Origin of the sequence: Streptomyces sp. CBMA156 (assembly GCF_014596515.1) — a bacterium.
In the GTDB taxonomy this organism is placed as follows: Bacteria; Actinomycetota; Actinomycetes; order Streptomycetales; family Streptomycetaceae; genus Kitasatospora.
This window is the reverse complement of the sequence record NZ_MSJQ01000421.1, coordinates 1-22,913: the sequence shown is the minus strand read 5'-3', so window position 1 is coordinate 22,913 and position 22,913 is coordinate 1. Positions and strand designations below refer to the sequence as shown.

The 22,913-nt window shown below is 71.5% G+C and carries 23 protein-coding genes; 18 read left to right on the top strand and 5 right to left on the bottom strand.

Going from position 1 to position 22,913, the window contains the following annotated elements; genetic code table 11:
• The first annotated feature begins 320 nt into the window (after positions 1 to 320).
• Entirely contained in the window at positions 321 to 1,664 is a 1,344-nt protein-coding gene (locus tag BU198_RS37435; protein WP_188301248.1) for a dicarboxylate/amino acid:cation symporter, read from the top strand.
• A gap of 347 nt (positions 1,665 to 2,011) precedes the next feature.
• On the opposite strand, the gene BU198_RS37430 is transcribed toward BU198_RS37435, so the two are convergent.
• The gene (locus BU198_RS37430; protein WP_188301247.1) at positions 2,012 to 2,215 is read right to left on the bottom strand and encodes a cold-shock protein; all 204 of its coding nucleotides are present in this window, start codon (positions 2,213 to 2,215) and stop codon (positions 2,012 to 2,014) included.
• Positions 2,216 to 2,692: 477 nt separating this feature from the next.
• Here BU198_RS37430 and BU198_RS37425 point away from each other — a divergent pair, with 477 nt between their 5' ends.
• The 6 genes from BU198_RS37425 (at position 2,693) to BU198_RS37400 (ending at position 9,010) form a co-directional block, all read left to right on the top strand.
• The gene (locus BU198_RS37425) at positions 2,693 to 3,529 is read left to right on the top strand and encodes a menaquinone biosynthesis protein (RefSeq protein ID WP_317620486.1); all 837 of its coding nucleotides are present in this window, start codon (positions 2,693 to 2,695) and stop codon (positions 3,527 to 3,529) included.
• 212 nt (positions 3,530 to 3,741) lie between these two features.
• Entirely contained in the window at positions 3,742 to 4,962 is a 1,221-nt protein-coding gene (gene mqnC, locus BU198_RS37420) for a cyclic dehypoxanthinyl futalosine synthase (RefSeq protein ID WP_188301245.1), read from the top strand.
• A gap of 115 nt (positions 4,963 to 5,077) precedes the next feature.
• Entirely contained in the window at positions 5,078 to 5,776 is a 699-nt protein-coding gene (locus BU198_RS37415) for an imidazolonepropionase-like domain-containing protein (protein ID WP_188301244.1), read from the top strand.
• Positions 5,777 to 6,026: 250 nt separating this feature from the next.
• A complete protein-coding gene (locus tag BU198_RS37410; protein ID WP_188301243.1) occupies positions 6,027 to 6,614 on the top strand; it encodes a hypothetical protein in 588 nt (195 codons plus the stop codon).
• Between the two features lie 127 nt (positions 6,615 to 6,741).
• Positions 6,742 to 7,437 carry a demethylmenaquinone methyltransferase gene (locus tag BU198_RS37405; protein ID WP_188301242.1) on the top strand — a complete coding sequence of 232 codons (696 nt, stop codon included), beginning with the start codon at positions 6,742 to 6,744 and terminating at the stop codon, positions 7,435 to 7,437.
• Positions 7,438 to 7,699: 262 nt separating this feature from the next.
• Positions 7,700 to 9,010, top strand: coding sequence for a geranylgeranyl reductase family protein (locus BU198_RS37400; RefSeq protein WP_401088831.1), 1,311 nt, complete (start codon positions 7,700 to 7,702; stop codon positions 9,008 to 9,010).
• Here the strand turns inward: BU198_RS37400 and BU198_RS37395 are convergent.
• The 3 genes from BU198_RS37395 to BU198_RS37385 all read right to left on the bottom strand — a co-directional run bounded on the left by BU198_RS37395 (position 9,007) and on the right by BU198_RS37385 (position 10,979).
• Positions 9,007 to 9,378: a MazG-like family protein gene (locus tag BU198_RS37395; RefSeq protein WP_188301241.1), complete on the bottom strand. Its 372-nt coding sequence runs from the start codon at positions 9,376 to 9,378 to the stop codon at positions 9,007 to 9,009. The genes BU198_RS37400 and BU198_RS37395 overlap by 4 nt on opposite strands.
• 157 nt (positions 9,379 to 9,535) lie before the next feature.
• Positions 9,536 to 10,243 carry a peptidylprolyl isomerase gene (locus tag BU198_RS37390; protein ID WP_188301240.1) on the bottom strand — a complete coding sequence of 236 codons (708 nt, stop codon included), beginning with the start codon at positions 10,241 to 10,243 and terminating at the stop codon, positions 9,536 to 9,538.
• 85 nt (positions 10,244 to 10,328) lie between these two features.
• Positions 10,329 to 10,979 carry a TetR/AcrR family transcriptional regulator gene (locus BU198_RS37385; protein ID WP_223245468.1) on the bottom strand — a complete coding sequence of 217 codons (651 nt, stop codon included), beginning with the start codon at positions 10,977 to 10,979 and terminating at the stop codon, positions 10,329 to 10,331.
• A 94-nt stretch (positions 10,980 to 11,073) separates the two neighbouring features.
• On the opposite strand from BU198_RS37385, the gene BU198_RS37380 reads away from it, so the two are divergent.
• Complete coding sequence (locus BU198_RS37380) at positions 11,074 to 11,739, top strand: CatB-related O-acetyltransferase (RefSeq protein WP_317620484.1); 666 nt, start codon at positions 11,074 to 11,076, stop codon at positions 11,737 to 11,739.
• A 176-nt stretch (positions 11,740 to 11,915) separates the two neighbouring features.
• Positions 11,916 to 12,902, top strand: a complete 987-nt coding sequence (locus BU198_RS37375; protein ID WP_188301238.1) for a DMT family transporter — start codon at positions 11,916 to 11,918, stop codon at positions 12,900 to 12,902.
• A gap of 13 nt (positions 12,903 to 12,915) precedes the next feature.
• Here the strand turns inward: BU198_RS37375 and BU198_RS37370 are convergent, their stop codons facing one another.
• Positions 12,916 to 13,491, bottom strand: a complete 576-nt coding sequence (locus BU198_RS37370; RefSeq protein WP_188301237.1) for a hypothetical protein — start codon at positions 13,489 to 13,491, stop codon at positions 12,916 to 12,918.
• A gap of 203 nt (positions 13,492 to 13,694) precedes the next feature.
• Between BU198_RS37370 and BU198_RS37365 the strand changes: the two genes are divergently transcribed.
• From BU198_RS37365 to BU198_RS37325, 9 genes are all read left to right on the top strand, one after another.
• Positions 13,695 to 14,774 carry a sensor histidine kinase gene (locus BU198_RS37365; protein ID WP_188301236.1) on the top strand — a complete coding sequence of 360 codons (1,080 nt, stop codon included), beginning with the start codon at positions 13,695 to 13,697 and terminating at the stop codon, positions 14,772 to 14,774.
• 35 nt (positions 14,775 to 14,809) lie between these two features.
• Positions 14,810 to 15,505, top strand: coding sequence for a response regulator (locus tag BU198_RS37360; protein ID WP_188301235.1), 696 nt, complete (start codon positions 14,810 to 14,812; stop codon positions 15,503 to 15,505).
• A 584-nt stretch (positions 15,506 to 16,089) separates the two neighbouring features.
• Positions 16,090 to 16,449 carry an NADH-quinone oxidoreductase subunit A gene (locus BU198_RS37355; protein ID WP_030060100.1) on the top strand — a complete coding sequence of 120 codons (360 nt, stop codon included), beginning with the start codon at positions 16,090 to 16,092 and terminating at the stop codon, positions 16,447 to 16,449.
• A 128-nt stretch (positions 16,450 to 16,577) separates the two neighbouring features.
• Positions 16,578 to 17,132: a NuoB/complex I 20 kDa subunit family protein gene (locus tag BU198_RS37350; protein WP_188301234.1), complete on the top strand. Its 555-nt coding sequence runs from the start codon at positions 16,578 to 16,580 to the stop codon at positions 17,130 to 17,132.
• Complete coding sequence (locus BU198_RS37345; protein ID WP_188301233.1) at positions 17,129 to 17,923, top strand: NADH-quinone oxidoreductase subunit C; 795 nt, start codon at positions 17,129 to 17,131, stop codon at positions 17,921 to 17,923. The genes BU198_RS37350 and BU198_RS37345 overlap by 4 nt, the downstream gene beginning before the upstream one ends.
• Positions 17,923 to 19,263 carry an NADH-quinone oxidoreductase subunit D gene (locus BU198_RS37340; RefSeq protein WP_188301232.1) on the top strand — a complete coding sequence of 447 codons (1,341 nt, stop codon included), beginning with the start codon at positions 17,923 to 17,925 and terminating at the stop codon, positions 19,261 to 19,263. The genes BU198_RS37345 and BU198_RS37340 overlap by 1 nt, the downstream gene beginning before the upstream one ends.
• Positions 19,260 to 20,030 carry an NADH-quinone oxidoreductase subunit NuoE gene (gene nuoE, locus BU198_RS37335; RefSeq protein ID WP_188301231.1) on the top strand — a complete coding sequence of 257 codons (771 nt, stop codon included), beginning with the start codon at positions 19,260 to 19,262 and terminating at the stop codon, positions 20,028 to 20,030. The genes BU198_RS37340 and nuoE overlap by 4 nt, the downstream gene beginning before the upstream one ends.
• The gene (gene nuoF / locus BU198_RS37330; protein WP_188301230.1) at positions 20,030 to 21,391 is read left to right on the top strand and encodes an NADH-quinone oxidoreductase subunit NuoF; all 1,362 of its coding nucleotides are present in this window, start codon (positions 20,030 to 20,032) and stop codon (positions 21,389 to 21,391) included. The genes nuoE and nuoF overlap by 1 nt, the downstream gene beginning before the upstream one ends.
• A partial coding sequence (locus BU198_RS37325; protein WP_188301229.1) for an NADH-quinone oxidoreductase subunit G occupies positions 21,388 to 22,913 on the top strand: 1,526 nt, incomplete at its 3' end. The genes nuoF and BU198_RS37325, both read left to right, overlap by 4 nt.

The window sequence follows — 22,913 nt, the reverse complement described above, 5'->3', positions numbered from 1 at the left end:
GGCAGGGATTCCGCGTGAACTCAAACAAGTACTTTGAACATCTCAAACCTTTACTGCTAACGTATCGGCCATGACAGCCTCGGACGCACTGCGGATGAACGGCCCGGGCCCACTGCCCGGCGCCGCCCGCCCGTGTGCTCCGGCCGGCGCTGTGGACAGCCCGCGCCGTTGTCGCGCCATGAGCTGTACTCCCCTGAGCTGTACCGCGGCGGCACGCCCCTGACCGGGGGTCGGACGCTTCCCGTCCGGCCCCGCGCCGTGCCGCCCGCTCCGCCCCACACCTCACCGTCAGCAACGCCCTCCCCCGGAGACGCTCCCCCATGTCCACAGCGCCCGAGGCGACCTCGTCGCCGTCCGTGCTCGCCCGCATCCGCAAGACGCCCTTCTGGGTGCAGATCGTCGCCGGCCTCGTGCTCGGCGTCGGCCTCGGCTACCTGGCCCGCGCCGCCGACATCTCCTGGCTGGCCACCACCCTGGAGACCATCGGCAAGATCTTCGTCCAGCTGCTCAAGCTGGCCGTCCCGCCGCTGGTGTTCACCGCGATCGTGGTGAGCGTCGCCAACCTGCGCAACGTGACCAACGCGGCCCGGCTGGCCACCCGCACGCTGCTCTGGTTCATGATCACCTCGCTGATCGCGGTCGCCATCGGCCTGGGCCTGGGTCTGCTGACCAACCCGGGCAAGGGCACCAACCTGAAGACCGAGGGCCTGAAGGCGCTCGACTCCAAGGGCAGCTGGATCGACTTCCTGACCGGGATCTTCCCGACCAACATCGTCGACGCCTTCGCCAAGGTGAACGTGCTCCAGATCGTCTTCCTGGCGGTCGTGGTCGGTGCGGCGATCATCAAGCTCGGCGCCAAGGCCGAGCCGGTCCTCAAGCTCAGCGAGTCCGTGCTGGAGCTGACCCAGACCGCCCTGTGGTGGATCATCCGGCTCTCCCCGCTCGGCACCCTCGGCCTGATCGGCAAGTCCGTCGCCAAGTACGGGTGGGACCTGCTCAAGCCCTTCGCCACGCTGACCCTGGACATCTACCTCGGCTGCGCGCTGGTCATGTTCGTCGTCTACTCGCTGGTGCTGCGCTTCGCCGCCGGGCTCAACCCGCTGCCCTTCTTCAAGGGCGCCTGGCCCGCGATCCAGCTGGCCTTCGTGTCGCGCTCCTCGGTCGGCACCCTGCCGGTCACCCGCCGCGTCACCGAGCGCCTCGGCGTCCCGAGCGAGTACGCGTCCTTCTCGGTGCCGTTCGGCTCCACCACCAAGATGGACGGCTGCGCCTCGATCTACCCGGCCATCGCCGCGATCTTCGTCGCCCAGGTCTTCGGCATCGAGCTGGGCGTCAGGGACTACATCCTGATCGCGTTCGTCTCGGTGGTCGGCTCGGCCGCCACCGCGGGGCTCACCGGTGCGATCGTCATGCTGACGCTGACCCTGTCCACCCTGGGCCTGCCGCTGGAGGGCGTCGGCCTGCTGCTCGCCATCGACCCGATCCTGGACATGATGCGCACCGCGACCAACGTCGCCGGCCAGGTCGTCGTGCCGATCGTGGTCGCCGCCCGGGAGAAGATCCTGGACGTCGCCGCGTACAACAACCCCTCCGCGGACCTGTACGACGAGGACGTGAAGCCGGCCACCGGCGGGAACGGCGGAGCGGCTCCGGCCGTGGCCTGAAGGTGAACGTGCGGTCGCGCGTCTGAGGGGGCGTTCGACCGACATGAGGAAAAGGGCCTCTCCCGGTGACGGGAGGGGCCCTTTCCGCATTTCCTTTAATCCGTGTCCGAACTCATGTTTCGGACTCACGCCGGACTCATGCCCGGGTTCATGCCCCGGGCTGACGTTCCGGGTTGGCGTTTCGGGTTGGCGTTCCGGGTTGGCGTTCCGGCACGGCTTTCGAAAAGGCAGGGGGCCCGCCGATGGGCGGGCCCCCTTGGGTACTGCTCCTGTGCTCATGGTGGCGGCTGTCGGGAGCCGCCGACGGACCCGGTCGGGTCCCGAGCGATCAGATCATCAGAGGATGGTCAGACAGCGGTGACGTTCTCCGCCTGCGGGCCCTTCGGGCCCTGGGTGACGTCGAAGGTGACCGTCTGGTTCTCCTCCAGCGAACGGAAGCCGTTCGCGTTGATGGCGGAGTAGTGAACGAAGACGTCGGGGCCGCCGCCATCCTGGGCGATGAAGCCGAAGCCCTTCTCAGCGTTGAACCACTTGACGGTTCCCTGAGCCATGCCGTTCTCCTTGCGATGCGTGTCGGGGGCCACACTGTGTGACACCCGGTCCGCTGCGCTGATCGCCCTGCCTCCGGACGAGTCCGAAATTTTTCGATATTGCTGAAAAACTACAAAAAGCCTGCGGTTACATGCTCCGCAGGCTTCAAGTACTGCAAGGGGAATCAAACTGCAACTGAGGGCAACGCTAGCATGCGGCAGCTGTGACGACCAGAGGTCACTTGAGGCGTGGAAGCCGCGTGTCGTAAGGGCGGAAGCGGGTGTGGAAAGGCCGGTCCCGGACGCGTGAGGGCGTGTCGGGTGGCCGGTGCGAACCACCGGGAACAGCAGGCATACGCTGCGGGGAGGCACGAACAGCAAGGGAGCGGCGCAGTGGCAGCACCGGAAGCACCAACACCGGACGCGCGGACGCGGGAGCCCCAGGGGAACGGACCGGCCGGGCCGGCGGACACCCCGGTCAGGCCGCGGGTCGGCCACATCCAGTTCCTGAACTGCGTCCCCCTCTACTGGGGGCTCGCCAGGACCGGCAACCTGCTCGATCTGGACCTCACCAAGGACACCCCGGAGAAGCTGAGCGACCAGCTCGTCGACGGCGCCCTGGACATCGGCCCCATCACCTGCGTCGAGTACCTGCGCAACGCGGACGACCTGCTGGTCCTGCCGGACATCGCGGTCGGCAGCGACGGCCCGGTGATGTCCTGCCTGATCGTGAGCAAGGTGCCGCTCGCCGACCTCGACGGACGCCGGGTCGCCCTCGGCTCCACCAGCCGCACCTCCGTCCGGCTCGCCCGGCTGCTCCTGGAGGAGCGCGAGGGCGTGCGCCCGGAGTACTTCAGCTGCCCGCCCGACCTCAGCGCGATGCTCGCCGAGGCCGACGCCGCCGTCCTGATCGGCGACCCGGCGCTGCGCGCCTACCTCGGCCAGGCCGCCGACCTCGGGCTGACCGTCCACGACCTCGGCGAGATGTGGAAGGAGTGGACCGGCCTGCCGTTCGTCTTCGCGGTCTGGGCGGTGCGGCGCGAGTTCGCCGAGCGCGCCCCGGAGCTGACCGCCGCGGTGCACCGGGCCTTCCTGGAGTCCCGCGACCTGTCGCTGGTGGAGGCCGCCAAGGTCGCCGAGCAGGCCGCCCGCTGGGAGACCTTCGGGGCCGACGTGCTGGAGCGGTACTTCGGCGAGGCGCTCGACTTCTCGCTCGGCGAGCGGCAGCTGACCGGCGTCGCCGAGTTCGCCCGGCGGGTCGCGCACGACAGCGGGTTCGCCCCCGACGTCGCGGTGCGGCTGCTGGAGCCGGTCGCGCTGCCGCTGGGGCCGTAGGCGGGGCTCCTGCGGCCGACTGCCCGGGCCTGCCCGGGGCGGTCGGCCGGGTCGGTTGCCCGGTCGCGGACCGAGCTTCGGGCTCGGGCCAGGACCCGGGCCAGGACCGGCTCCGGACCTGGTCCAGCGGGCTGACGCGGGGCGCGGAATGTGCTGGCGTAGGCTGGTTCGGCCGTACCCCAGTAGCACTTGAGTAGAGAGAAGGCCGCCAGGTGACCGAGCTCGCAGCGACCACCCTCGATGCGTCCAGCACCGACCTGAAGGCCGTGCTCGACCGGGCCGCCGCCGGCGGCCGGATCACTCCGGAGGAGGCGCTGGAGCTCTACCGCTCGGCGCCGCTGCACGCCCTCGGCGCCGCTGCCGACACCGTGCGCCGCCGCCGCTACGCGGGTACCGAGCACATCGCGACGTACATCATCGAGCGCAACATCAACTACACCAACGTCTGCGTGACGGCGTGCAAGTTCTGCGCCTTCTACGTGCCGCCGAAGAGCGACAAGGGCTGGTCCCGGGAGCTCGACGAGATCCTGCGCCGCTGCGCCGAGACGGTCGAGCTGGGCGGCACCCAGATCATGTTCCAGGGCGGCCACCACCCGGACTACGGCGTGGAGTACTACGAGCGCGCCTTCTCGGCGATCAAGGCCGAGTTCCCGCAGCTGGTGATCCACTCGCTGGGCGCCTCCGAGGTCGAGCACATGTCGCGGATCTCGGGCGTCTCCATCGAGGAGGCCGTCACCCGGATCCACAAGGCGGGCCTGGACTCCTTCGCCGGCGCCGGCGCCGAGCTGCTGCCGGAGCGCCCGCGCAAGGCGATCGCCCCGCTGAAGGAGTCCGGCGAGCGCTGGCTGGAGATCATGGAGGTCGCCCACGGCCTCGGCGTGGAGTCCACCTCCACCATGCTGATGGGCACCGGCGAGACCAACGCCGAGCGGATCGAGCACCTGCGGATGATCCGCGACGTGCAGGACCGCACCGGCGGCTTCCGGGCCTTCATCCCGTACACCTACCAGCCGCAGAACAACCACCTCAAGGGCTCGACCCAGGCCACCGTCTTCGAGTACCTGCGGATGATCGCGATCGCCCGCTTGTTCCTCGACAACATCGCCCACATCCAGGGCTCCTGGCTCACCACCGGCAAGGAGGCGGGCCAGCTGTCGCTGCACTACGGCGCGGACGACCTCGGCTCCGTGATGCTGGAGGAGAACGTGGTCTCGGCGGCGGGCGCCAAGCACCGCTCCAACCTCACCGAGCTGATCCACCTGATCCGGGCCGCCGACCGCGTCCCGGCGCAGCGCTCCACCACGTACGAGCACCTGCGGGTGCTGGACGACCCGGCCAACGACCCGGTCGACCCGCGGGTCGCCTCGCACATCGCCTCCACGGCGCTGGCGGGGGGCACGGCGCACCCGGAGCTGAAGATCCTGGACAACTGAGTCCGGTTCTCCCTCTCCCTCTCCTTTTCCCGTCTCCTCTCCTGCCGGTGCCGGTGCCGGTGCCGGCGCTGGTGGCGTCTAGCCCGGTGCTGCCGTCGAAGGCGAAGGTGCTGTTGTGCTGACTCTGCACCGGGCGGCGTTCGTGCTGCCCGACCCGGCCGATCCCACCGCCCCGTCCATCGCCGACGGGGCGGTGGTGGTGCGTGGCGGGCTGGTCGAGGCGGTCGGGCCGTACGGGGAGCTGGCGGTCGCGCACCCCGGCGCGCGGGTACGGGACTGGGGTGCCGCCGTGCTCGCCCCGGGGCTGCGCAATCCGTACGGGCACTGGCTGTTGGAGCGCGCGTACCACCCGGACCCGCGGGAGGAGGTCGGCGTCGAGCCGGTCGCGGACGGGCTGGCCGGGTGCACGGACGAGACGCGGTGCGGGGCCAGTGCGCGGCGCGGGCTGCAGCGGATGCTCGGGTACGGGGTGACGGCGGTGGCCGGCCCCTTCGAGCGGGCCTCGGTGCGGACGGCGGTGGCGCGGTCGGGGGTCGTGGGGCTGCCCGGTTCTTCCGTTTCCTCTGATGCGTCTGATGTGCCTGACGCGTCCGGGGTGTCCGGGGTGTCCGGTTGGTGGGGCGGCGGGGGTGCCGGGCCGCTGGATCCGCTGGCCGTACTGTCGTTCGAAGAGGCCTCGTACGGGCGGGTGGCGGCCGGGGGCCGGGCCGACTTCGCGGTGTTCGCGGTCGCGGGGGACGGGAGCGCCGAACCGATGGCGGGCGGGTGCCTGGCCACGGTGCTGGGCGGACGGTTGGTGTACCGCCGTCGATGAGACGGCCGTCACGTCGCGCATGGCGTACTCGCCGGTAGGCGGATTTCCCTGTGGCGTACGGGACTTCCTTCGTGTGCACCCGAACTCGGCTGCTGGTACCGGAGAGTGATTGCCCCTTCGCCGTGACCTGAGGGCCCGCCAGCGGATACGATCCCGGACAGCTCACTCCGTACCCTCACCACACCACCGCCCGTGCCCGCGGGCGGCAGGGCCGTGTCCCCGGCCCCGAAGGCAAGCCAGGACAGGAACCATGCAGACCGCGACCGTTCCCCCGCCGCGCATCCCGCGGTTGGGCCGTGGTTGGTACCTCGCCGCCGTGCTCAGCGCCGTGCTGGCCGTCGGCATGTGCCTGCTCGGATGGCGTCAGGCCGACCAGGCCGACCGGATCGAAGCGCACCCGGTGAGAGTCGAGGGGGTCGTCACCCAGCTCCCCACCGGAGGCGGCACCTACAGCGCCGTCAGTTACCGGGCGGGCGGACAGCCGCACACCGCGGCCGCGCTGCCGCTCGCGGACGGTGCCAGGCTCGGCGACACGATCTGCCTGGAGCACGCCGCCGACGACCCGGGCGCGGTGCGGATCTGCGGCGACACCTACCCGCAGCCGGTCGGTGTCGGCCTGGCCCGGTTCAGCGTGCCGGTGGCCATCGCGTTCTTCGTGATCTGCGTACTGCGCATCCGGCGGCACCACAAGGCCGTCGCGGTCCGCAGCGGACAGGGGAAGCTGGCCGCCAACCTGGCGCTGGCGACGGGGGCGCTGGCGGACGGGATGCCCGCGATAACGCAGGGCAAGCGGTCCCGGCGACGCCGCCGTGCGGGTGGACGGCGCGCCCAGCACTGACGGGGCCTGCGGCTGCTGCCCGGGACGTGGCCTGCGGGCGCGGTCCGGGGGCGTGGACCGGGCGTGCGGTCATGGGTCGGTGTGCCCCGTTGGCCGGGGTGTCCGTGCGAGGGTGAACAATGGGGGAGTGACCCGAGCCTCTCTGGACAAGCAGCCGCACGAAGTCGCCGCCATGTTCGACGACGTCGCGGCCAAGTACGACCGCACCAACGACGTGCTCTCCCTCGGCCAGGCCCGCGCCTGGCGCCGGGCGGTGGCCGAGACGGTGGCCGCCGGGCCGGGGGACCTGGTGCTCGACCTCGGGGCCGGCACCGGCACCTCGTCGCTGCCCTTCGCCGAGGCCGGGGCGCAGGTCGTCCCGTGCGACTTCTCGGTCGGCATGCTGACCGAGGGCAAGCACCGTCACCCCGAGCTGGCGCTCACCGCCGGCGACGCCACCCGGCTGCCGTTCGCGGACGACACCTTCGACTCGGTGACGATCTCCTTCGCGCTGCGCAACGTCCAGGACACCGACGAGGCGCTGAGCGAGATGTTGCGGGTCACCAAGCCCGGCGGCAAGCTGGTGATCTGCGAGTTCTCCACCCCGACCTGGACGCCGTTCCGGACGGTCTACACCGAGTACCTGATGCGCGCGCTGCCGCCGGTGGCCACCGCCGTCAGCAGCAACCCGGAGGCGTACGTCTACCTCGCCGAGTCCATCCGGGCCTGGCCGGACCAGCCCGGGCTGGCCGCCAAGCTCCAGGACAACGGCTGGTCGAAGGTCGCCTGGCGGAACCTGACCGGTGGGATCGTGTCGCTGCACCGGGCGTACAAGATCGCGTAGTCGGGCCCGGCCGGTTCCGGTCGCACGCCTCGGGGCGTGTGGCCGGGGCGGGGCCCGCGGGCCTGAGGGGCCTTGGGGTTGTGGGGCCGGGGGGCGTGGGGCTGGGGGGCGTGGCAGGGAGGCGCGGCCAGTGGCTCTGAGAGCCCGTGGCCGGGATGTCCGTGGTCGGGGCGGGCGGGGGCGCAGCCGGTGGCGTGAGCGGAACTAGACTGCCGGAGGCAAAGCCGCCGTCCCCCAGCCGCAGTTCCAGGAGTGTGTCCACGTGTCCGAGACCGCAGCCGATCTGACGAAGCCGGACAGCCCCGTGGAGAGCACGGCCGACGTCATCGTGGTCGGCGCGGGCCCGGCCGGCTCCGCCACCGCGTACTACCTGGCCCAGGCCGGACTGGACGTCCTGCTGCTGGAGAAGACCGCCTTCCCGCGCGAGAAGGTGTGCGGCGACGGCCTGACTCCGCGCGCCACCAAGCAGCTGGTGGACATGGGCATCGACGTCTCCACCGAGAACGGCTGGCTGCACAACAAGGGTCTGCGCATCATCGGCGGCGGCGTCCGGCTGGAGCTGGACTGGCCCGAGCTGTCCTCCTTCCCCGACTACGGACTGGTCCGCAAGCGCGCCGACTTCGACGAGCTGCTGGCCCGCCAGGCCGAGAAGGCGGGCGCGCGGCTCTACGAGCGCTGCAACGTCAGCGGGCCGGTCCTGGACGAGCGCACCGGGCGGATCGTCGGCGTCACCGCCAAGCTCGGCGACGAGAAGCGGCCGGTCACCTTCCGGGCCCCGCTGGTGGTCGCCGCCGACGGCAACTCCACCCGGCTCTCGCTCGCCATGGGCCTGCACCGGCGCGAGGACCGTCCGATGGGCGTCGCCTACCGGACCTACTTCACCTCGCCGCGCCACGACGACGACTACCTGGAGTCCTGGCTGGAGCTGTGGGACACCCGCGAAGGCCAGCGCAAGCTGCTGCCCGGGTACGGCTGGGTCTTCGGCATGGGCGACGGCACCTCCAACGTCGGCCTCGGCATCCTCAACTCCTCGCCCGCGTTCGGCGAACTGGACTGGCGCGAGGTGCTCAAGGCCTGGTGCGCGAGCATGCCGGAGGAGTGGGGCTACACCCCCGAGAACATGACCGAGCCGATCCGCGGCGCCGCGCTGCCGATGGCCTTCAACCGGCAGCCGCACTACACCCGCGGTCTGCTGCTCGTCGGTGACGCCGGCGGCATGGTCAACCCGTTCAACGGTGAGGGCATCGCCTACGCGATGGAATCCGGCCAGATCGCCGCCGGGGTCATCGTGCAGGCCCTCGCCCGGGTCACCGACGGCGGCCGCGAGCGCGCCCTCCAGGCCTACCCGCGCATCCTCAAGGACGTGTACGGCGGCTACTACACGCTGGGTCGCGCCTTCGTGAAGCTCATCGGCAACCCGAAGGTGATGCAGATCGCCACCCAGCGCGGCCTCACCCACCCGATGCTGATGCGCTTCACCCTCAAGCTGCTCGCCAACCTCACCGACCCGCAGGGCGGCGACGCGATGGACCGCCTGATCAACGGCCTCGCCAAGGTCGCGCCGAACGCCTAGTCGGGCTCGGGCGCCGCCGCCGTCTCCTGCTGCCGACCGTCGGGGGCCCGGCGGGAGGCGGCGGAGCGCTGCTCGACGTAGGCGAGGCGCTCGGCGAAGACGCGGGCCGCGTCGGGGGTGAGCGTCCTCAGGGCGACGAGGGCGGCGAAGACGACGTCGCAGAGTTCGTGCTGGACGTCCTCCCAGGAGTGGGTGACCCCCTTGCGCGGGTTCTGACCGGTGGCGCCGATCACCGCCGCGCCGACCTCGCCGATCTCCTCGGAGAGCTTGAGGATCCGCAGCAGGCGTTCCTCCTGGGGCGACTGGGTGCCCTGCTCGTCCAGCCAGGCCACCAGGTGGTCGACGCTCTCCCAGATCCGGCTGTCCATGCGGCGTTGCTCCTGCTTCCGTGCGGTGTGGTCGGTGGTGCCACCGTACGGGAGTGGCGGTGGGTGGTCGGCGGTTGCGGGCGGTTGCGGGCGGTTGCGGGCGGTGGTGGGCGCCGGGTGGCGGGCGGGGCGGGCCGGGGCTGTCCGGCCCGCCGGGTCAGCGGGTGCTGATCTTCACGTTGCGGATGTTCACCGGGAGGGTGGGGAAGCCGTCGCCCGGGTTGTTCTGGTCGTCCTCGCCGCCGGCGGCGATCTTCTGGAGGACGTCCAGGCCCGCGGTGATCCGGCCGAACGGGGTGTAGGCGGGGGAGAGCTTGGTGTCCTTCCAGACGAAGAAGAACTGACTGCCGTTGGTGTTCGGGCCGGCGTTGGCCATGGCCACGGTGCCGGCCGGGTAGGTGGCGCCGGTCAGGTTCTCGTCCGGGAACGAGTAGCCGGGCCCGCCGCTGCCCGTGCCCGTCGGGTCGCCGCACTGGAGGACGTAGATCCGCTGGGTGGTGAGGCGGTGGCAGTGGCTGCGGTCGAAGTAGTCGCGTTCGGCCAGGAAGCGGAACGAGAAGGTGGTGCAGGGCGCCTTGTCGGTCAGTGCCTCGAAGGTGATCTGGCCCTGGGTGGTCCGCAGGGTGGCGCGGTAGGGCTTCGCCGCCTTCTTGGCGTCGAACACCGGGATGCCCTTGAAGTTGTCGGCCGGGACGGCCGGTGTGTAGGTGCAGCCGGCGGCGGGGGCGCCGGCCGCGGGGGCGTCCGCGATGGCGGTGCCGGTGCTCGCCACGAGCGGGAGGATGGTGGCGGCGGCGACCAGCGCCCAGTGCTTGCGCTTCACGTGACGGGCCTTCCGGGGGGTGGTGGACGGCTGGATTGTCATGTGGGCATCATCCACGGCCGGGTGGGGATGCGGTAGGGGGTCGGGGCGGCTGGGGCTCCTCTGGCGGCAGGGTGGTGATGCTTAGTCAGTTCTGCTCCGGGGCGGCCGGGGTGGAGGTGAAGAGTCCGGCGCGAGCGGCCAGGGCGGCGGCGTCGGCGGCCCGCTCGGCGGTGCGGGCGTCCAGCGGTTCGCCGGAGACGAGCAGGCGGAAGTAGAGCGGCGCGGTGGCGGCCCTGACCACCTCGGCGCCTTCGGTGCCTGCGGGCAACTCGCCGCGGGCGACGGCCCGTTCGGCCACCTCGGCGGCCTGGTGGTGACGGGCCGCGAAGAAGGCGCGCAGGGCGGCCGCGCCGGCGTCCGAGCGCTGGGCGGCGGAGATCAGCGCGGTGGGCGTGGAGCCGAGTTCTGGATCGGTGAAGACGCTGAACACCTCCTGGGTGATGCGGCGGAGGTCCTGCTGGAGGTCTCCGGTGTCGGGCAGGGGCCAGGGCTGGTCGGCGGAGGCGGTCAGGGCGTCGGCGATCAGACCGTCCACCCCGCCCCATCGCCGGTAGAGGGTCGCCTTGTGGACGCCGGAGCGGGTCGCGACCGCTTCGACGGTGAGGCCGTCGTACCCCTTCTCGGTGACCTCGGCCAGCGTGGCGGCGACCACGTCCGCCCGGACCCGGGCGCTGCGGCCGCCCGGGCGCGAAGTGGGGGTGCGGGGCTCCGGCGTGGGGTGGGTGGCTCCGGTCAAAGTCGACTCCAGTCGCATTAAGGCTTGCTGGTGGGTGGCGGCCATGCCATGCTCATCGTAATGCGACTCAAGTCGCATTACGAGAGGAGCCTGTGTGCCCGACACCGCCATCCCCGACCCCACCGCCCTCCACCCGCTCGCCGGCCACGACCGGGTCGTCCTGCTGCGCCCGCTCGTCACCGACCCCCGGATCGAGGTCGGCGAGTACACCTACTTCGACGACCCCGACGGAGCCACCCGCTTCGAGGAGCGCAACGTCCTCTATGCGTACGGCCCCGAGCGGCTGGTGATCGGCAAGTACTGCGCGATCGCCACCGGCACCCGCTTCCTGATGGCCGGCGCCGCCCACCCGACCGTCGGCGTCTCCACCTTTCCCTTCACGATGTTCGGCGGAAGCTGGACCGAGCGGACCCTCGACATCGTCACGGGCCTGCCCAGCCGGGGCGACACGGTGGTGGGCAACGACGTCTGGTTCGGCCACGGGGCCACCGTCCTGCCCGGTGTCCGGATCGGCGACGGCGCGATCATCGCGGCCGGAGCGATGGTCACCACCGACGTCGAGCCCTACGCCGTCGTCGGCGGCAACCCCGCCCGTCCGATCCGCCGCCGCTTCGACGACACCGACATCGAACGCCTGCTCCGCGCGGCCTGGTGGGACTGGCCGGCCGAGCTGGTCACCGAGCACGTCCGCGCCATCATGTCCGGGACCCCGGCCGACATCGAGGCGATCGCCGCGGCGAACGGTCTGCTCGCCGTCTGACCCACCCGTTTCCGGGCCGGGCATTGATCACCGGTGGCCCGGTGCGCGAAGATGGCGCGCCGCCGCTCCACGCCCCACTCCGTCCACTGCTGGGCCTTCCGTCCAGCTCCTGGGTCCGTCCGCCGCCGTACGGTACTCGCGCCCGCCGGTTCCGTTCGTTCGGAGGGATCTTCCGCATGTCAGCCTCCTTGTCCGGCCTGCCCGAGGGATCACCCTCGTCGGCCCTTCGTGATCTTCCGGTCCTGCTCGTGGCCGTGGTGTGGGGGTCGAGCTTCCTCGCCGTCCAGCGGGTGGCCGAGCCCGGGACGGTCGTGGCGATGCTGGTGCTGCGATTCGGGCTGGTGCTGCCGTTGCTCGGGGTGGTCGCCTGGCGCGCCCTGCGGAGGCTGAGTCGTGCCGAATGGCTCGGCGGCACCGCACTGGGGCTGGTGCTCAGCGGGATCTTCCTGCTGGAGACCTACGGCGCCGTGCACACCTCCGCGACCAACGCCGGGCTGATCATCAGCCTCGCGATGGTGCTCACCCCACTCGGTGAGAGCGCCCTCGGCCGGACCGCACCGCCGAAGGCCTTCCTCGCGGCTGCCGGGCTGGCCGTCCTCGGCGTCGCCCTGCTCACCGGCGACGGCGGGCTGCGCCCTCCCTCGCTCGGTGATCTGCTGGTGCTGGGCGCCGCCCTGGTCCGGTCGGCGTACGTCCTCGCGATGGCCCGGACCCGGGCCGTCCGCGACACCGACATGCTCGCCGTCACCTGGGTCCAACTCGCGGTGGCCACCGGGGTGTTCGCCGTCGTCGCACTGTCGGTCGGGCCGGCGCCCTGGACGGTCGCACGCTCGTACGGGCCCGCCCAGTGGGCCTGGCTGCTGCATCTGTCCTTGTTCTGCACGCTGTTCGCCTTCTTCGTCCAGATGTGGGCCGTGCGGGCCACATCTCCCTCGCGGGTGAGCCTGCTGCTGGGCACCGAACCGCTCTGGGCCGCCGTCTTCGGCATCACCCTGGCCGGGAACCGGATGGGACCGCTCGCCCTGCTCGGCGGAGCCCTCGTGCTGGTCGCGACCGAGTGGGGCCGGCGCACCGCCCCCGTGCCGCGCCCGGCCGGGGACGGGAGCGAGGGCGAGAACGCGCCTGCTGTGGTGGGGCCGAGCCAGGAGCCGACCCCGGTGTGATCCGCCACGCTCGTCACCGGCGCCGCCGCAGCGTCCGGCGGGCGTAGTCGATGGCGACCGCGCCGAGCAGCGGGCCCCAGGCGACCAGGGGCAGGTAGGCGAGCGTCATCACCACGGCGGCGAAGCCGTGCGGAGAATCGGGCTCGGCCAGGTTGTCGGCCCAGCGGCCGGACAGCCCCTCCAGGCCGAGGGCCGTGAGTATCGCCGCGCCCAGCAGGGCCGGGACGATCGCGGCGAGCGGCCGGACCCGGCGGCCACCGATCAGTGGGATCCACCGGGGCACCACCAGCCCCCAGGGCCGGACCAGGCCCAGGGTCAGGAAGGCCAGCGTCTCGGCCAGGGCGCTCAGCACCACGCAGTAGACCGTGCCCCAGCCCGGCTGGTGCGCGCCGTACGCCGCGGCCGTCGCGCCGGTGAAGCCGACCGGGACACCGAAGCCGAAGGCGATCCGCCACAGCCCCGACGGGACGGCGGTGAGGGCGGCGGCGCCGGCGGCGAACCGGGCCCAGCGCGGGGCGGCCGGGACGCTGGGGACGGATGCCCCGGCCCGGTGGGTGGTGCCGCGGGCGTTGGTCGCGAGCTTCGACATGGTGCTGGACTCCTTCCGGCTCCGGCCTCCGTGGCCGGTGCGATGACTCAAGACTGGAGGCCCACCGGGGGTTCGCGGCAGATGCCGATCGGGCTGTTCGCCCTGCTCAATCGCCCTTTGAAATATGCCGATCGGCACAGGTGCGCGGCCCGGGCGGCGTCGTAGTGTGACGGCAGTCGAAGAGTCGGGGAGAGGTGGTGACGATGAATCAGATCCTGTCCGGGGTGGTCCCGGTCCTGGCGCCCGCGGCCTGGGCGGTGCGGGTCCGGTACGGGGCGGTGGCCGTGACCACGGTGCTCGGGGTGGCGTCGGTCGTGGTCACGGTCGCCGTCTGGTTCCTCGGCCGCTGGGTGGAGGGGGAGCGCTGGCCAGGGCTGCTGGGGCTGGTCGAGCTGGCCGTCCTGCTGCTGTCGGTGGTCGTCAGCCTGCGCGCCGAGGACGGCCCGCGGTGCGCGGCCGCGGCCTGGACGGCGTGCGGAGCGGTCGCCCTCTGGCTGACCAGGTTCGCGTTCGTCGAGGGGCCCGCGGACACGCTCACGCTCTTCGGGTTCGGATCGACGCTCTCCCTGCCGGCCGTGCTGACCGGGCTCTACCTGCGGGGGCTGGACGAAGGACGCCGGAAAGCGGTGGCCGAGGCCAAGCGGGCGCAGCGGCTGGAACTGGCCCACGACCTGCACGACTTCGTGGCGCACGACGTCAGCGGCATGGTCGCCCAGGCCCAGGCCGGTGCCTATCTGGCCGGGATCGACCCGGCCGGGGCGGCCGAGATGTTCCAGCGAATAGAGCAGGCCGGGCAGCGGGCGCTGGCCTCGCTGGACCGGACGGTGCAGCTGCTGCGCAGTGAGGAGGGCGCCGGGCGCGGGCCGCAACCCGGCCTCGCCGCCCTGGCCGAGGTGGCAGAGAGGTTCACCGCGACGGGCGGTGCCGAGGTCCGGCTGGAGTTGCCGGAGGGGCCGGTGCCGCGCGAGGTGGAGAGCACCGTCCACCGGATCGTGGTCGAGTCCCTGACCAACGTCAGGCGGCACGCTCCGGCCGCGCGGACGGTCGAGGTCCGGGCCCGTCGCGGCGGCGGACGGCTGGAGCTGACGGTGACCAACGACGGTCGGGCGCCGGCTCCGTCGGGGCGGCCGCGGCGGGGCGGCGGCAGCGGACTGCCGGGGCTGGTGGCCCGGGTGGAGGCCCTCGACGGTTCGCTGGAAGCCGGCCCGTACCAGCGGGACGCCTGGCGGGTGACGGCGGTGCTGCCTCTGGAGGACGTCGGCGCAGGGCCGGCGCAGGCGTAGAAGCCGACGGAGTTCGGCAACGGGGAGGTACGGATATGGGCAGTGGCACGAGACCGGTTCGGATCCTGGTCGCGGACGACCAGGCGGACGTCCGCAGCGCGTTCCGGATGATCCTGGACGCCCAGCCGGACATGGTCGTGGTGGCGGAGGCGGCGGACGGCGCCGCGGCGGTGGCGGAGGCAAGGAGGCTGCGGCCGGACGTGGTGCTCGCGGACATCCGGATGCCGAAGCTCGACGGCCTGGAGGTCACGCGGCAGTTGGCCGACCAGTACAAGGTGATCGTGGTGACCACCTTCGACCTGGACGAATACGTGCACACGGCGCTGCGGCACGGAGCGGCCGGGTTTCTGCTGAAGCGCTCCGGGCCGGTGCTGCTGATCGAGGCGGTCCGGGCGGCGATGGCAGGGGACGCGTTGATCAGTCCGCAGGTCACCGTCCGGCTCCTGCGGCACATGGCGCTTCCGGGCGCGGAGCCGAAGCCCGGGCCGGGCGCGGAGGAGGCCGCGGCGCCGCAGCCGTCGGCCGGGCCGGCGGAGGAACTGACCGCGAGGGAAAGGGAGATCGCCGAGCTGGTGGCGGACGGTGCGACCAACGCCGAGATCGGCGCGGGGCTGTTCATCTCACCGGGGACGGTGAAGAACCACCTCGCCAACGTTCAGCGCAAGATCAGTGCCCGCAACCGGGTGGGCATCGCGGCCTGGATCTGGGAGCAGGCGGCCGGCCGCCAGTAGGCCGGTCCCTGAACCGAAGGCGGGGGCCGGGCAAGCTCGGTCCGGGGAAGGGTGGTTCGGGGAACGGCGATCCGCCGCCGTACCGGGCCCCGGCCCGGTGGGCGCTGCCCATCGCGGGGTCGACGGCGGGGGAGAGGCCCCACCCGACGACAAGCTCGCGCGCTTGTGAACGAAGGGTCAAGCGAGCGTTCGGCCCCCGCCACCCCTCCGAGTGAGCCGCTATAACACGTCAACATGACGCCCGAAAATTTGCTTCGGCCGACGCATGATTGATATAGGAATATGCCTCTGACCAGCCTCTTCACAAGTAAATGCGACTGCTTGTGATCATTTGACTGCTTTGCGTCGACAGATCTGGGCATGTTCACATTCGCCACCATTCACGAGGTGTCGTAGATCACAAAGAAGACGGTGAACTGCGTGTCGCAGATCACAAGCTGACGGGCATAGGATGCGCTCGTTCCAGGCTTTGTGAACTGCCTCACATGGGGTGGATCTCGGGAACTGGAACGCGGGTTCACCTCACGGTGACCCGCCGGTTCCGATCTGCAGTCAAGGACGACTGGACGGAGGGAGCGGGGGCTATGAATGCCTACGCGCCGATCCTCGTACTCGGTGCCATCGCGGCGGCGTTCGCGGTCGGCTCCGTCGTGATGGCCTCACTCACCGGCCCCAAGCGCTACAACCGGGCCAAGTTGGAGGCGTACGAGTGCGGTATCGAACCGACCCCGCAGCCTGTGGGCGGTGGTCGGTTCCCGATCAAGTACTACCTGACGGCGATGCTCTTCATCGTCTTCGACATCGAGATCGTCTTCCTCTACCCCTGGGCGGTGACCTTCGACGCCCTGGGGATCTTCGGGCTGGTCGAGATGCTCCTGTTCATCGCCACCGTCTTCGTCGCGTACGCCTACGTGTGGCGCCGCGGCGGCCTGGAGTGGGACTGAGCGCGGGGTGGTCCGAGCGCGGGGTGGCGACCCCACCCGTCCGCCGGCTGCGCGACCGCTTGTGAACGAGCGGACAAGCCAGAACCGGCCCACGTATCAGCGGACTCGAGGGCATTGAGAGGGATCTGATGGGAATCGAGGAGAAGCTGCCGAGCGGCTTTCTGCTCACGACCGTGGAGACGGCCGCCGGCTGGGTGCGCAAGGCGTCACTCTTTCCGGCGACCTTCGGTCTGGCCTGCTGCGCGATCGAGATGATGACCACCGGAGCCGGCCGTTACGACCTGGCCCGGTTCGGCATGGAGGTCTTCCGGGGCTCCCCCCGGCAGGCCGACCTGATGATCGTGGCGGGCCGGGTGAGCCAGAAGATGGCCCCGGTGCTGCGCCAGGTGTACGACCAGATGCCCAACCCCAAGTGGGTCATCTCGATGGGCGTCTGTGCCTCCTCCGGCGGGATGTTCAACAACTACGCGATCGTCCAGGGCGTCGATCACATCGTCCCGGTGGACATCTACCTGCCCGGGTGTCCGCCCCGTCCGGAGATGCTGATGGACGCCATCCTGAAGCTGCACGACAAGATCCAGCACGAGCCGCTGGGCGTGAACAAGCGCCGGGCCGAGGAGCTCGGCGAGGCACTCGCCCTCCAGGCCACCCCGATCAGCGAGATGCGGGGGCAGCTGCGATGAACGACCAGGTACCCGAGACCCGCCGCGAACAGCCGGTCCGCGAGATCCCGGTCGAGGTGGTCGGCCGCCGCCAGGGCATGTTCGGCGCCAAGGACAGCGGCGACACCTCCGGCTTCGGCGGCCTGGCCGCCCCGATCGCGCTGCCCGGCCCGAGCGAGCGCCCGTACGGCGGCCCGAGCGGCACAGGGGGCACAGGGGGCCAGAGGGGCCCAGGCGACCAGACCGGCCAGAGCGGCACGGCCGCAGGACACGGGATCTTCGACGAGATCGCCGACGAGCTCGAAGGCGCCCTGGAGGAGCAGGGCTTGGACCCGGCCGAGGTGATCGAGAAGACCGTGGTCGACCGCGGCGAGCTCACCTTCCACATCGACCGCGCCCACCTGCTGAGGACGGTCCGCATCCTGCGCGACGACCCGGCGCTGCGTTTCGAACTGTGCCTGGGCGTGAGCGGCGTGCACTACCCCGGCGACAAGGGCCGCGAGCTGCACGCGGTCTACCACCTGCGCTCGATCACCCACGGCCGGCTGATCCGGGTGGAGGTCACCACGCCCGACGCCGACCCGCGGATCCCCTCCGTGGTGAGCGTCTACCCGACCAACGACTGGCACGAGCGCGAGGCCTACGACTTCTTCGGCATCGTCTTCGAGGACCACCCGGCGCTCACCCGGATCATGATGCCGGACGACTGGCTGGGCCACCCGCAGCGCAAGGACTACCCGCTCGGCGGCATCCCCGTCGAGTACAAGGGCGCCCAGATCCCGGCTCCCGACCAGCGGAGGTCGTACAGCTGATGAACACCCAGCACCATGGAGAGACCGAGGAAGCGGATGCCCGGGAGACCACCGAGGGCAGGGTCTTCACCGTCACCGGTGGCGACTGGGGCGAGGTGGTCGAGGCGGTCGGCCGGGCCGACGACGAACGCATCATCGTCAACATGGGCCCCCAGCACCCGTCCACCCACGGCGTGCTGCGGCTGATCCTGGAGATCGACGGCGAGACGGTGAAGGAGGCCCGCTGCGGCATCGGCTACCTCCACACCGGCATCGAGAAGAACATGGAGTTCCGCAACTGGGTCCAGGGCACCACCTTCGTGACCCGCATGGACTACCTGACGCCGCTGTTCAACGAGACCGCCTACTGCCTGGCAGTCGAGAAGCTGCTCGGCATCACCGGTGACGTCCCGGACCGCGCCACCGTCATCCGCGTGATGATGATGGAGCTCAACCGGATCGCCTCGCACCTGGTCTGCCTGGCCACCGGCGGCATGGAGATCGGCTCCACCACCCTGATGATCTACGGCTTCCGGGACCGCGAACTGATCCTGGACGTCTTCGAGCTGGTCACCGGCCTGCGCATGAACCACGCGTACGTGCGCCCCGGCGGCCTCGCCCAGGACCTGCCGCCCGGCGCCGTCGACCAGATCCGCGAGGCGGTCAAGGTCTTCCGCTCCCGGATGCACGAGTACGACAAACTCGCCACCGGCAACCCGGTGTTCAAGGCCCGCCTGGTCGACGTCGGCTTCCTCGACCTGCCCGGCTGCCTGGCCCTCGGCGCCACCGGCCCGATCCTGCGCGCCACCGGCCTGCCGCACGACCTGCGCAAGACCGACCCGTACTGCGGTTACGAGGACTACGACTTCGAGGTCGCGATCGCCGAGAGCGCCGACTCCTACGGCCGCTTCCTGATCCGGCTGGAGGAGATGAAGCAGTCCCTGCGGATCGTCGAACAGTGCCTGGACCGGCTGCGCCCTGGCCCGGTCATGGTGGCCGACAAGAAGATCGCCTGGCCCGCCCAACTGGCCGTGGGCCCGGACGGGATGGGCAATTCACTCGACCACATCCGCAAGATCATGGGCACCTCGATGGAGGCCCTGATCCACCACTTCAAGCTGGTCACCGAGGGCTTCCGGGTCCCGGTCGGCCAGGCGTACGCGGCGGTCGAGTCGCCCAAGGGCGAGCTGGGCGTGCACGTGGTCAGCGACGGCGGTACGCGCCCGTACCGGGTCCACTTCCGGGACCCGTCGTTCACCAATCTGCAGACGATGGCGGCGATGTGCGAGGGCGGCCAGGTGGCCGACGTCATCGTCGCGGTGGCCGGGATCGACCCGGTGATGGGAGGCGTGGACCGGTGACCAACGTCGAACTCGGACTGCCGGCACTGCCGGCCGCACCGTACCCCGAGGAGGTGCGCGCCCGGCTGGCCGCCGACGCCGCGGAGCTGATCGCCCGCTACCCGCAGCCCCGCTCGGCGCTGCTGCCGCTGCTGCACCTGGTGCAGGCGGAGGAGGGCTTCGTCAGCCCGACCGGGATCCGCTTCTGCGCCGAGCAGTTGGACCTCACCACCGCCGAGGTCACCGCGGTCGCCACCTTCTACACCATGTACCGGCGCCGCCCGGCCGGGAAGTACCACGTCGGGGTCTGCACCAACACCCTGTGCGCGGTGCTCGGCGGCGACCAGATCTTCGCCGAGCTCCAGGAGCACCTGGGCATCGGCAACAACGAGACCACCGGGGACGGCGAGGTCTCGATCGAGCACATCGAGTGCAACGCGGCCTGCGACTACGCGCCCGTGGTGATGGTCAACTGGGAGTTCTTCGACAACCAGACCCCGGAGAGCGCCCGGCAGCTGGTCGACGACCTGCGGTCCGGCCGCGAGGTCAGGCCCACCCGCGGCGCCAAGCTGTGCGGCTTCAAGGAGACGGCCCGGATCCTGGCCGGCTTCCCCGACGAGCGCCCCGGCGCCAACGACGAGTCCGGTGCCGGCGGCGCGCCCTCCCTGGCCGGCCTGCGGCTGGCCCGCGGCGAGGCCCTGCCCGGCGCCCCCGGCACCAAGGTGGTCTCCCCCCGCAACGAGGGCAACGGCCCGGCGGGCAACGGCCAGGAAGGGAGCGAAGCGTGATGACCTCCGCCGAACCGGCCGAGAAGCTGCTCACCCCGGTCCTGTCCGACTCCTGGGACGACAGCCGCCCCTGGACGCTCGACACCTACCGCCGCCACCACGGCTACGAGGGCCTCAAGGCGGCCCTCGCCATGCCGCCGGACGACGTGATCGCCCTGGTCAAGGACGCCGGCCTGCGCGGCCGCGGCGGTGCCGGCTTCCCGACCGGCATGAAGTGGCAGTTCATCCCGCAGAACGACGGCAAGCCGCACTACCTGGTGGTCAACGCCGACGAGTCCGAGCCGGGTACCTGCAAGGACATCCCGCTGCTGTTCGCCAACCCGCACGCGCTGATCGAGGGCATGATCATCGCCTCCTACGCGATCCGCTGCGACCACGCCTTCATCTACCTGCGCGGCGAGGTCGTCCCGGTGCTGCGCCGGCTGCACGCGGCGGTCGCCGAGGCGTACGCGGCGGGGCTGCTCGGCCGGAACGTCCTCGGCTCGGGCATCGACCTGGACATCACCGTGCACGCCGGTGCCGGCGCCTACATCTGCGGCGAGGAGACGGCGCTGCTGGACTCGCTGGAGGGCCGCCGCGGCCAGCCCAGGCTGCGCCCGCCGTTCCCGGCGATCGCCGGCCTGTACGCCTGCCCGACGGTGGTCAACAACGTCGAGTCGATCGCCTCGGTGCCGCCGATCCTGGCCCGCGGCAAGGAGTGGTTCAAGGGCCTGGGCACCGAGAAGTCCCCCGGCTTCACGCTCTACTCGCTCTCCGGCCACGTCACCAACCCCGGCCAGTACGAGGCCCCGCTCGGCGTCACGCTGCGCCAGCTGCTCGACCTCAGCGGCGGCGTCCGCGCCGGGCACCGGCTCAAGTTCTGGACCCCGGGCGGCTCCTCCACCCCGATGTTCACCGACGAGCACCTCGACGTCCCGCTGGACTACGAGGGCGTCGGCGCGGCCGGCTCGATGCTCGGCACCAAGGCGCTCCAGGTCTTCGACGAGACCACCTGCGTGGTGCGCGCGGTCACCCGCTGGACGGAGTTCTACGCCCACGAGTCCTGCGGCAAGTGCACCCCCTGCCGCGAGGGCACCTACTGGCTGGTCCAGCTGCTCAAGCGGATCGAGGCCGGCGAGGGCGTCGACGGGGACCTGGAGAAGCTCCTCGACATCGCCGACAACATCAACGGCAAGTCCTTCTGCGCCCTGGGAGACGGCGCGGCCAGCCCGATCGTCTCCTCGCTCCAGCACTTCAGGGCCGAGTACGAGCAGCACCTGGCCGAGCGCCGCTGCCCGTTCGACCCGGCCGCCTCCACCGTCTGGGCCGACGGCCCCCGCCCCGGCCACCAGTCCGCCACCGAAAGGGAGGTGCACGCGTGACGATCACTGAGCCGACAGCCTCCGAGACCGCGGTCGAACTGGTCACGCTCACCATCGACGGCGTCGAAGTCCGGGTCCCCAAGGGAACGCTGGTGATCCGGGCCGCCGAGACCGTCGGCACCCAGATCCCGCGCTTCTGCGACCACCCGCTGCTCGACCCGGCCGGCGCCTGCCGCCAGTGCATCGTCGAGATCGAGGGCCAGCGCAAGCCGGTCGCCTCCTGCACCATCCCGGTGGCCGAGGGCATGGTGGTGCGCACCCAGCTCAGCTCGCCGGTGGCGGAGAAGGCGCAGCGCGGCGTGATGGAGCTGCTGCTGATCAACCACCCGCTGGACTGCCCGGTCTGCGACAAGGGCGGCGAGTGCCCGTTGCAGAACCAGGCGATGACCAGCGGCGCCGCCGACTCCCGCTTCGAGGGCATGAAGCGCACCTACGAGAAGCCGGTGCCGATCAGCAGCCAGGTGCTGCTGGACCGCGAGCGCTGCGTCCTGTGCGCGCGCTGCACCCGCTTCTCGCAGCAGATCGCCGGGGACCCGTTCATCGACCTGGTGGAGCGCGGGGCGCTGCAGCAGGTCGGCACCGGGGAGGGGGACGACTTCGAGTCGTACTTCTCCGGGAACACCATCCAGATCTGTCCGGTGGGCGCGCTGACCTCGGCGGCGTACCGGTTCCGCTCGCGCCCCTTCGACCTGGTCTCCTCGCCGAGCGTGTGCGAGCACTGCGCCTCGGGCTGCGCGCAGCGCACCGACCACCGGCGCGGCAAGGTGCTGCGCCGGCTGGCGGGCGAGGACCCGGCGGTGAACGAGGAGTGGAACTGCGACAAGGGCCGCTTCGCCTTCCGCTACGCCCAGCAGCGCGACCGGCTGACCACCCCGCTGGTGCGGGTGGACGGCGAGCTGGTGCCGGCCTCCTGGCCGGAGGCGCTGGCCAGGGCGGCCGAGGGGCTGCGCGGGGTCAGGACCGGGGTGCTGGCCGGCGGCCGGGTGACGGTCGAGGACGCCTACGCGTACGGGAAGTTCGCGCGGGTGGTGCTGGGCACCAACGACGTGGACTTCCGGGCCCGCCCGCACAGCGCCGAGGAGGCGGACTTCCTGGCCGCTGCGGTGGCCGGGCGGGGCGTCGACGTGGACGGCACCGGGGTGGCGTACCAGGACCTCGACCGGGCGCCGGCGGTGCTGCTGGCGGGCTTCGAGCCGGAGGAGGAGTCGCCGGTCGTCTTCCTGCGGCTGCGCAAGGCGACGCGCGCCGCGGGCCTGAAGGTGTTCTCGGTGGCCGCGTTCGGCTCCCGGGGCCTGGCCAAGCTGCACGGCGCGCTGCTGCCGGCCGCTCCCGGCACCGAGCCGGAGTGGTTCGCGGCGCTGGCGGCGGACGAGCCGCTGGACGACGAGGCGGGCCGCGCGGCCGAACTGCTGCGCACGCCGGGCGCGGTGATCCTGGCGGGCGAGCGGCTGGCCGCCGTCCCCGGCGCGCTGACGGCGGTGCTGCGGCTGGCGCACGCGACCGGCGCGAAGCTCGCCTGGGT

Excerpts from the sequence above, each read along its gene's own strand:
- BU198_RS37395 (WP_188301241.1), bottom strand. The coding sequence starts at position 9,378 with ATGGACAGCCGGATCTGGGAGAGCGTCGACCACCTGGTGGCCTGGCTG.
- BU198_RS37435 (WP_188301248.1), top strand. The coding sequence starts at position 321 with ATGTCCACAGCGCCCGAGGCGACCTCGTCGCCGTCCGTGCTCGCCCGC.
- BU198_RS37355 (WP_030060100.1), top strand. The coding sequence starts at position 16,090 with ATGAATGCCTACGCGCCGATCCTCGTACTCGGTGCCATCGCGGCGGCG.
- BU198_RS37410 (WP_188301243.1), top strand. The coding sequence starts at position 6,027 with ATGCAGACCGCGACCGTTCCCCCGCCGCGCATCCCGCGGTTGGGCCGT.
- BU198_RS37360 (WP_188301235.1), top strand. The coding sequence starts at position 14,810 with ATGGGCAGTGGCACGAGACCGGTTCGGATCCTGGTCGCGGACGACCAG.
- BU198_RS37365 (WP_188301236.1), top strand. The coding sequence starts at position 13,695 with ATGAATCAGATCCTGTCCGGGGTGGTCCCGGTCCTGGCGCCCGCGGCC.
- BU198_RS37340 (WP_188301232.1), top strand. The coding sequence starts at position 17,923 with ATGAACACCCAGCACCATGGAGAGACCGAGGAAGCGGATGCCCGGGAG.
- BU198_RS37350 (WP_188301234.1), top strand. The coding sequence starts at position 16,578 with ATGGGAATCGAGGAGAAGCTGCCGAGCGGCTTTCTGCTCACGACCGTG.
- BU198_RS37370 (WP_188301237.1), bottom strand. The coding sequence starts at position 13,491 with ATGTCGAAGCTCGCGACCAACGCCCGCGGCACCACCCACCGGGCCGGG.
- BU198_RS37390 (WP_188301240.1), bottom strand. The coding sequence starts at position 10,243 with ATGACAATCCAGCCGTCCACCACCCCCCGGAAGGCCCGTCACGTGAAG.
- nuoF (WP_188301230.1), top strand. The coding sequence starts at position 20,030 with ATGACCTCCGCCGAACCGGCCGAGAAGCTGCTCACCCCGGTCCTGTCC.
- BU198_RS37375 (WP_188301238.1), top strand. The coding sequence starts at position 11,916 with ATGTCAGCCTCCTTGTCCGGCCTGCCCGAGGGATCACCCTCGTCGGCC.
- BU198_RS37345 (WP_188301233.1), top strand. The coding sequence starts at position 17,129 with ATGAACGACCAGGTACCCGAGACCCGCCGCGAACAGCCGGTCCGCGAG.
- BU198_RS37430 (WP_188301247.1), bottom strand. The coding sequence starts at position 2,215 with ATGGCTCAGGGAACCGTCAAGTGGTTCAACGCTGAGAAGGGCTTCGGC.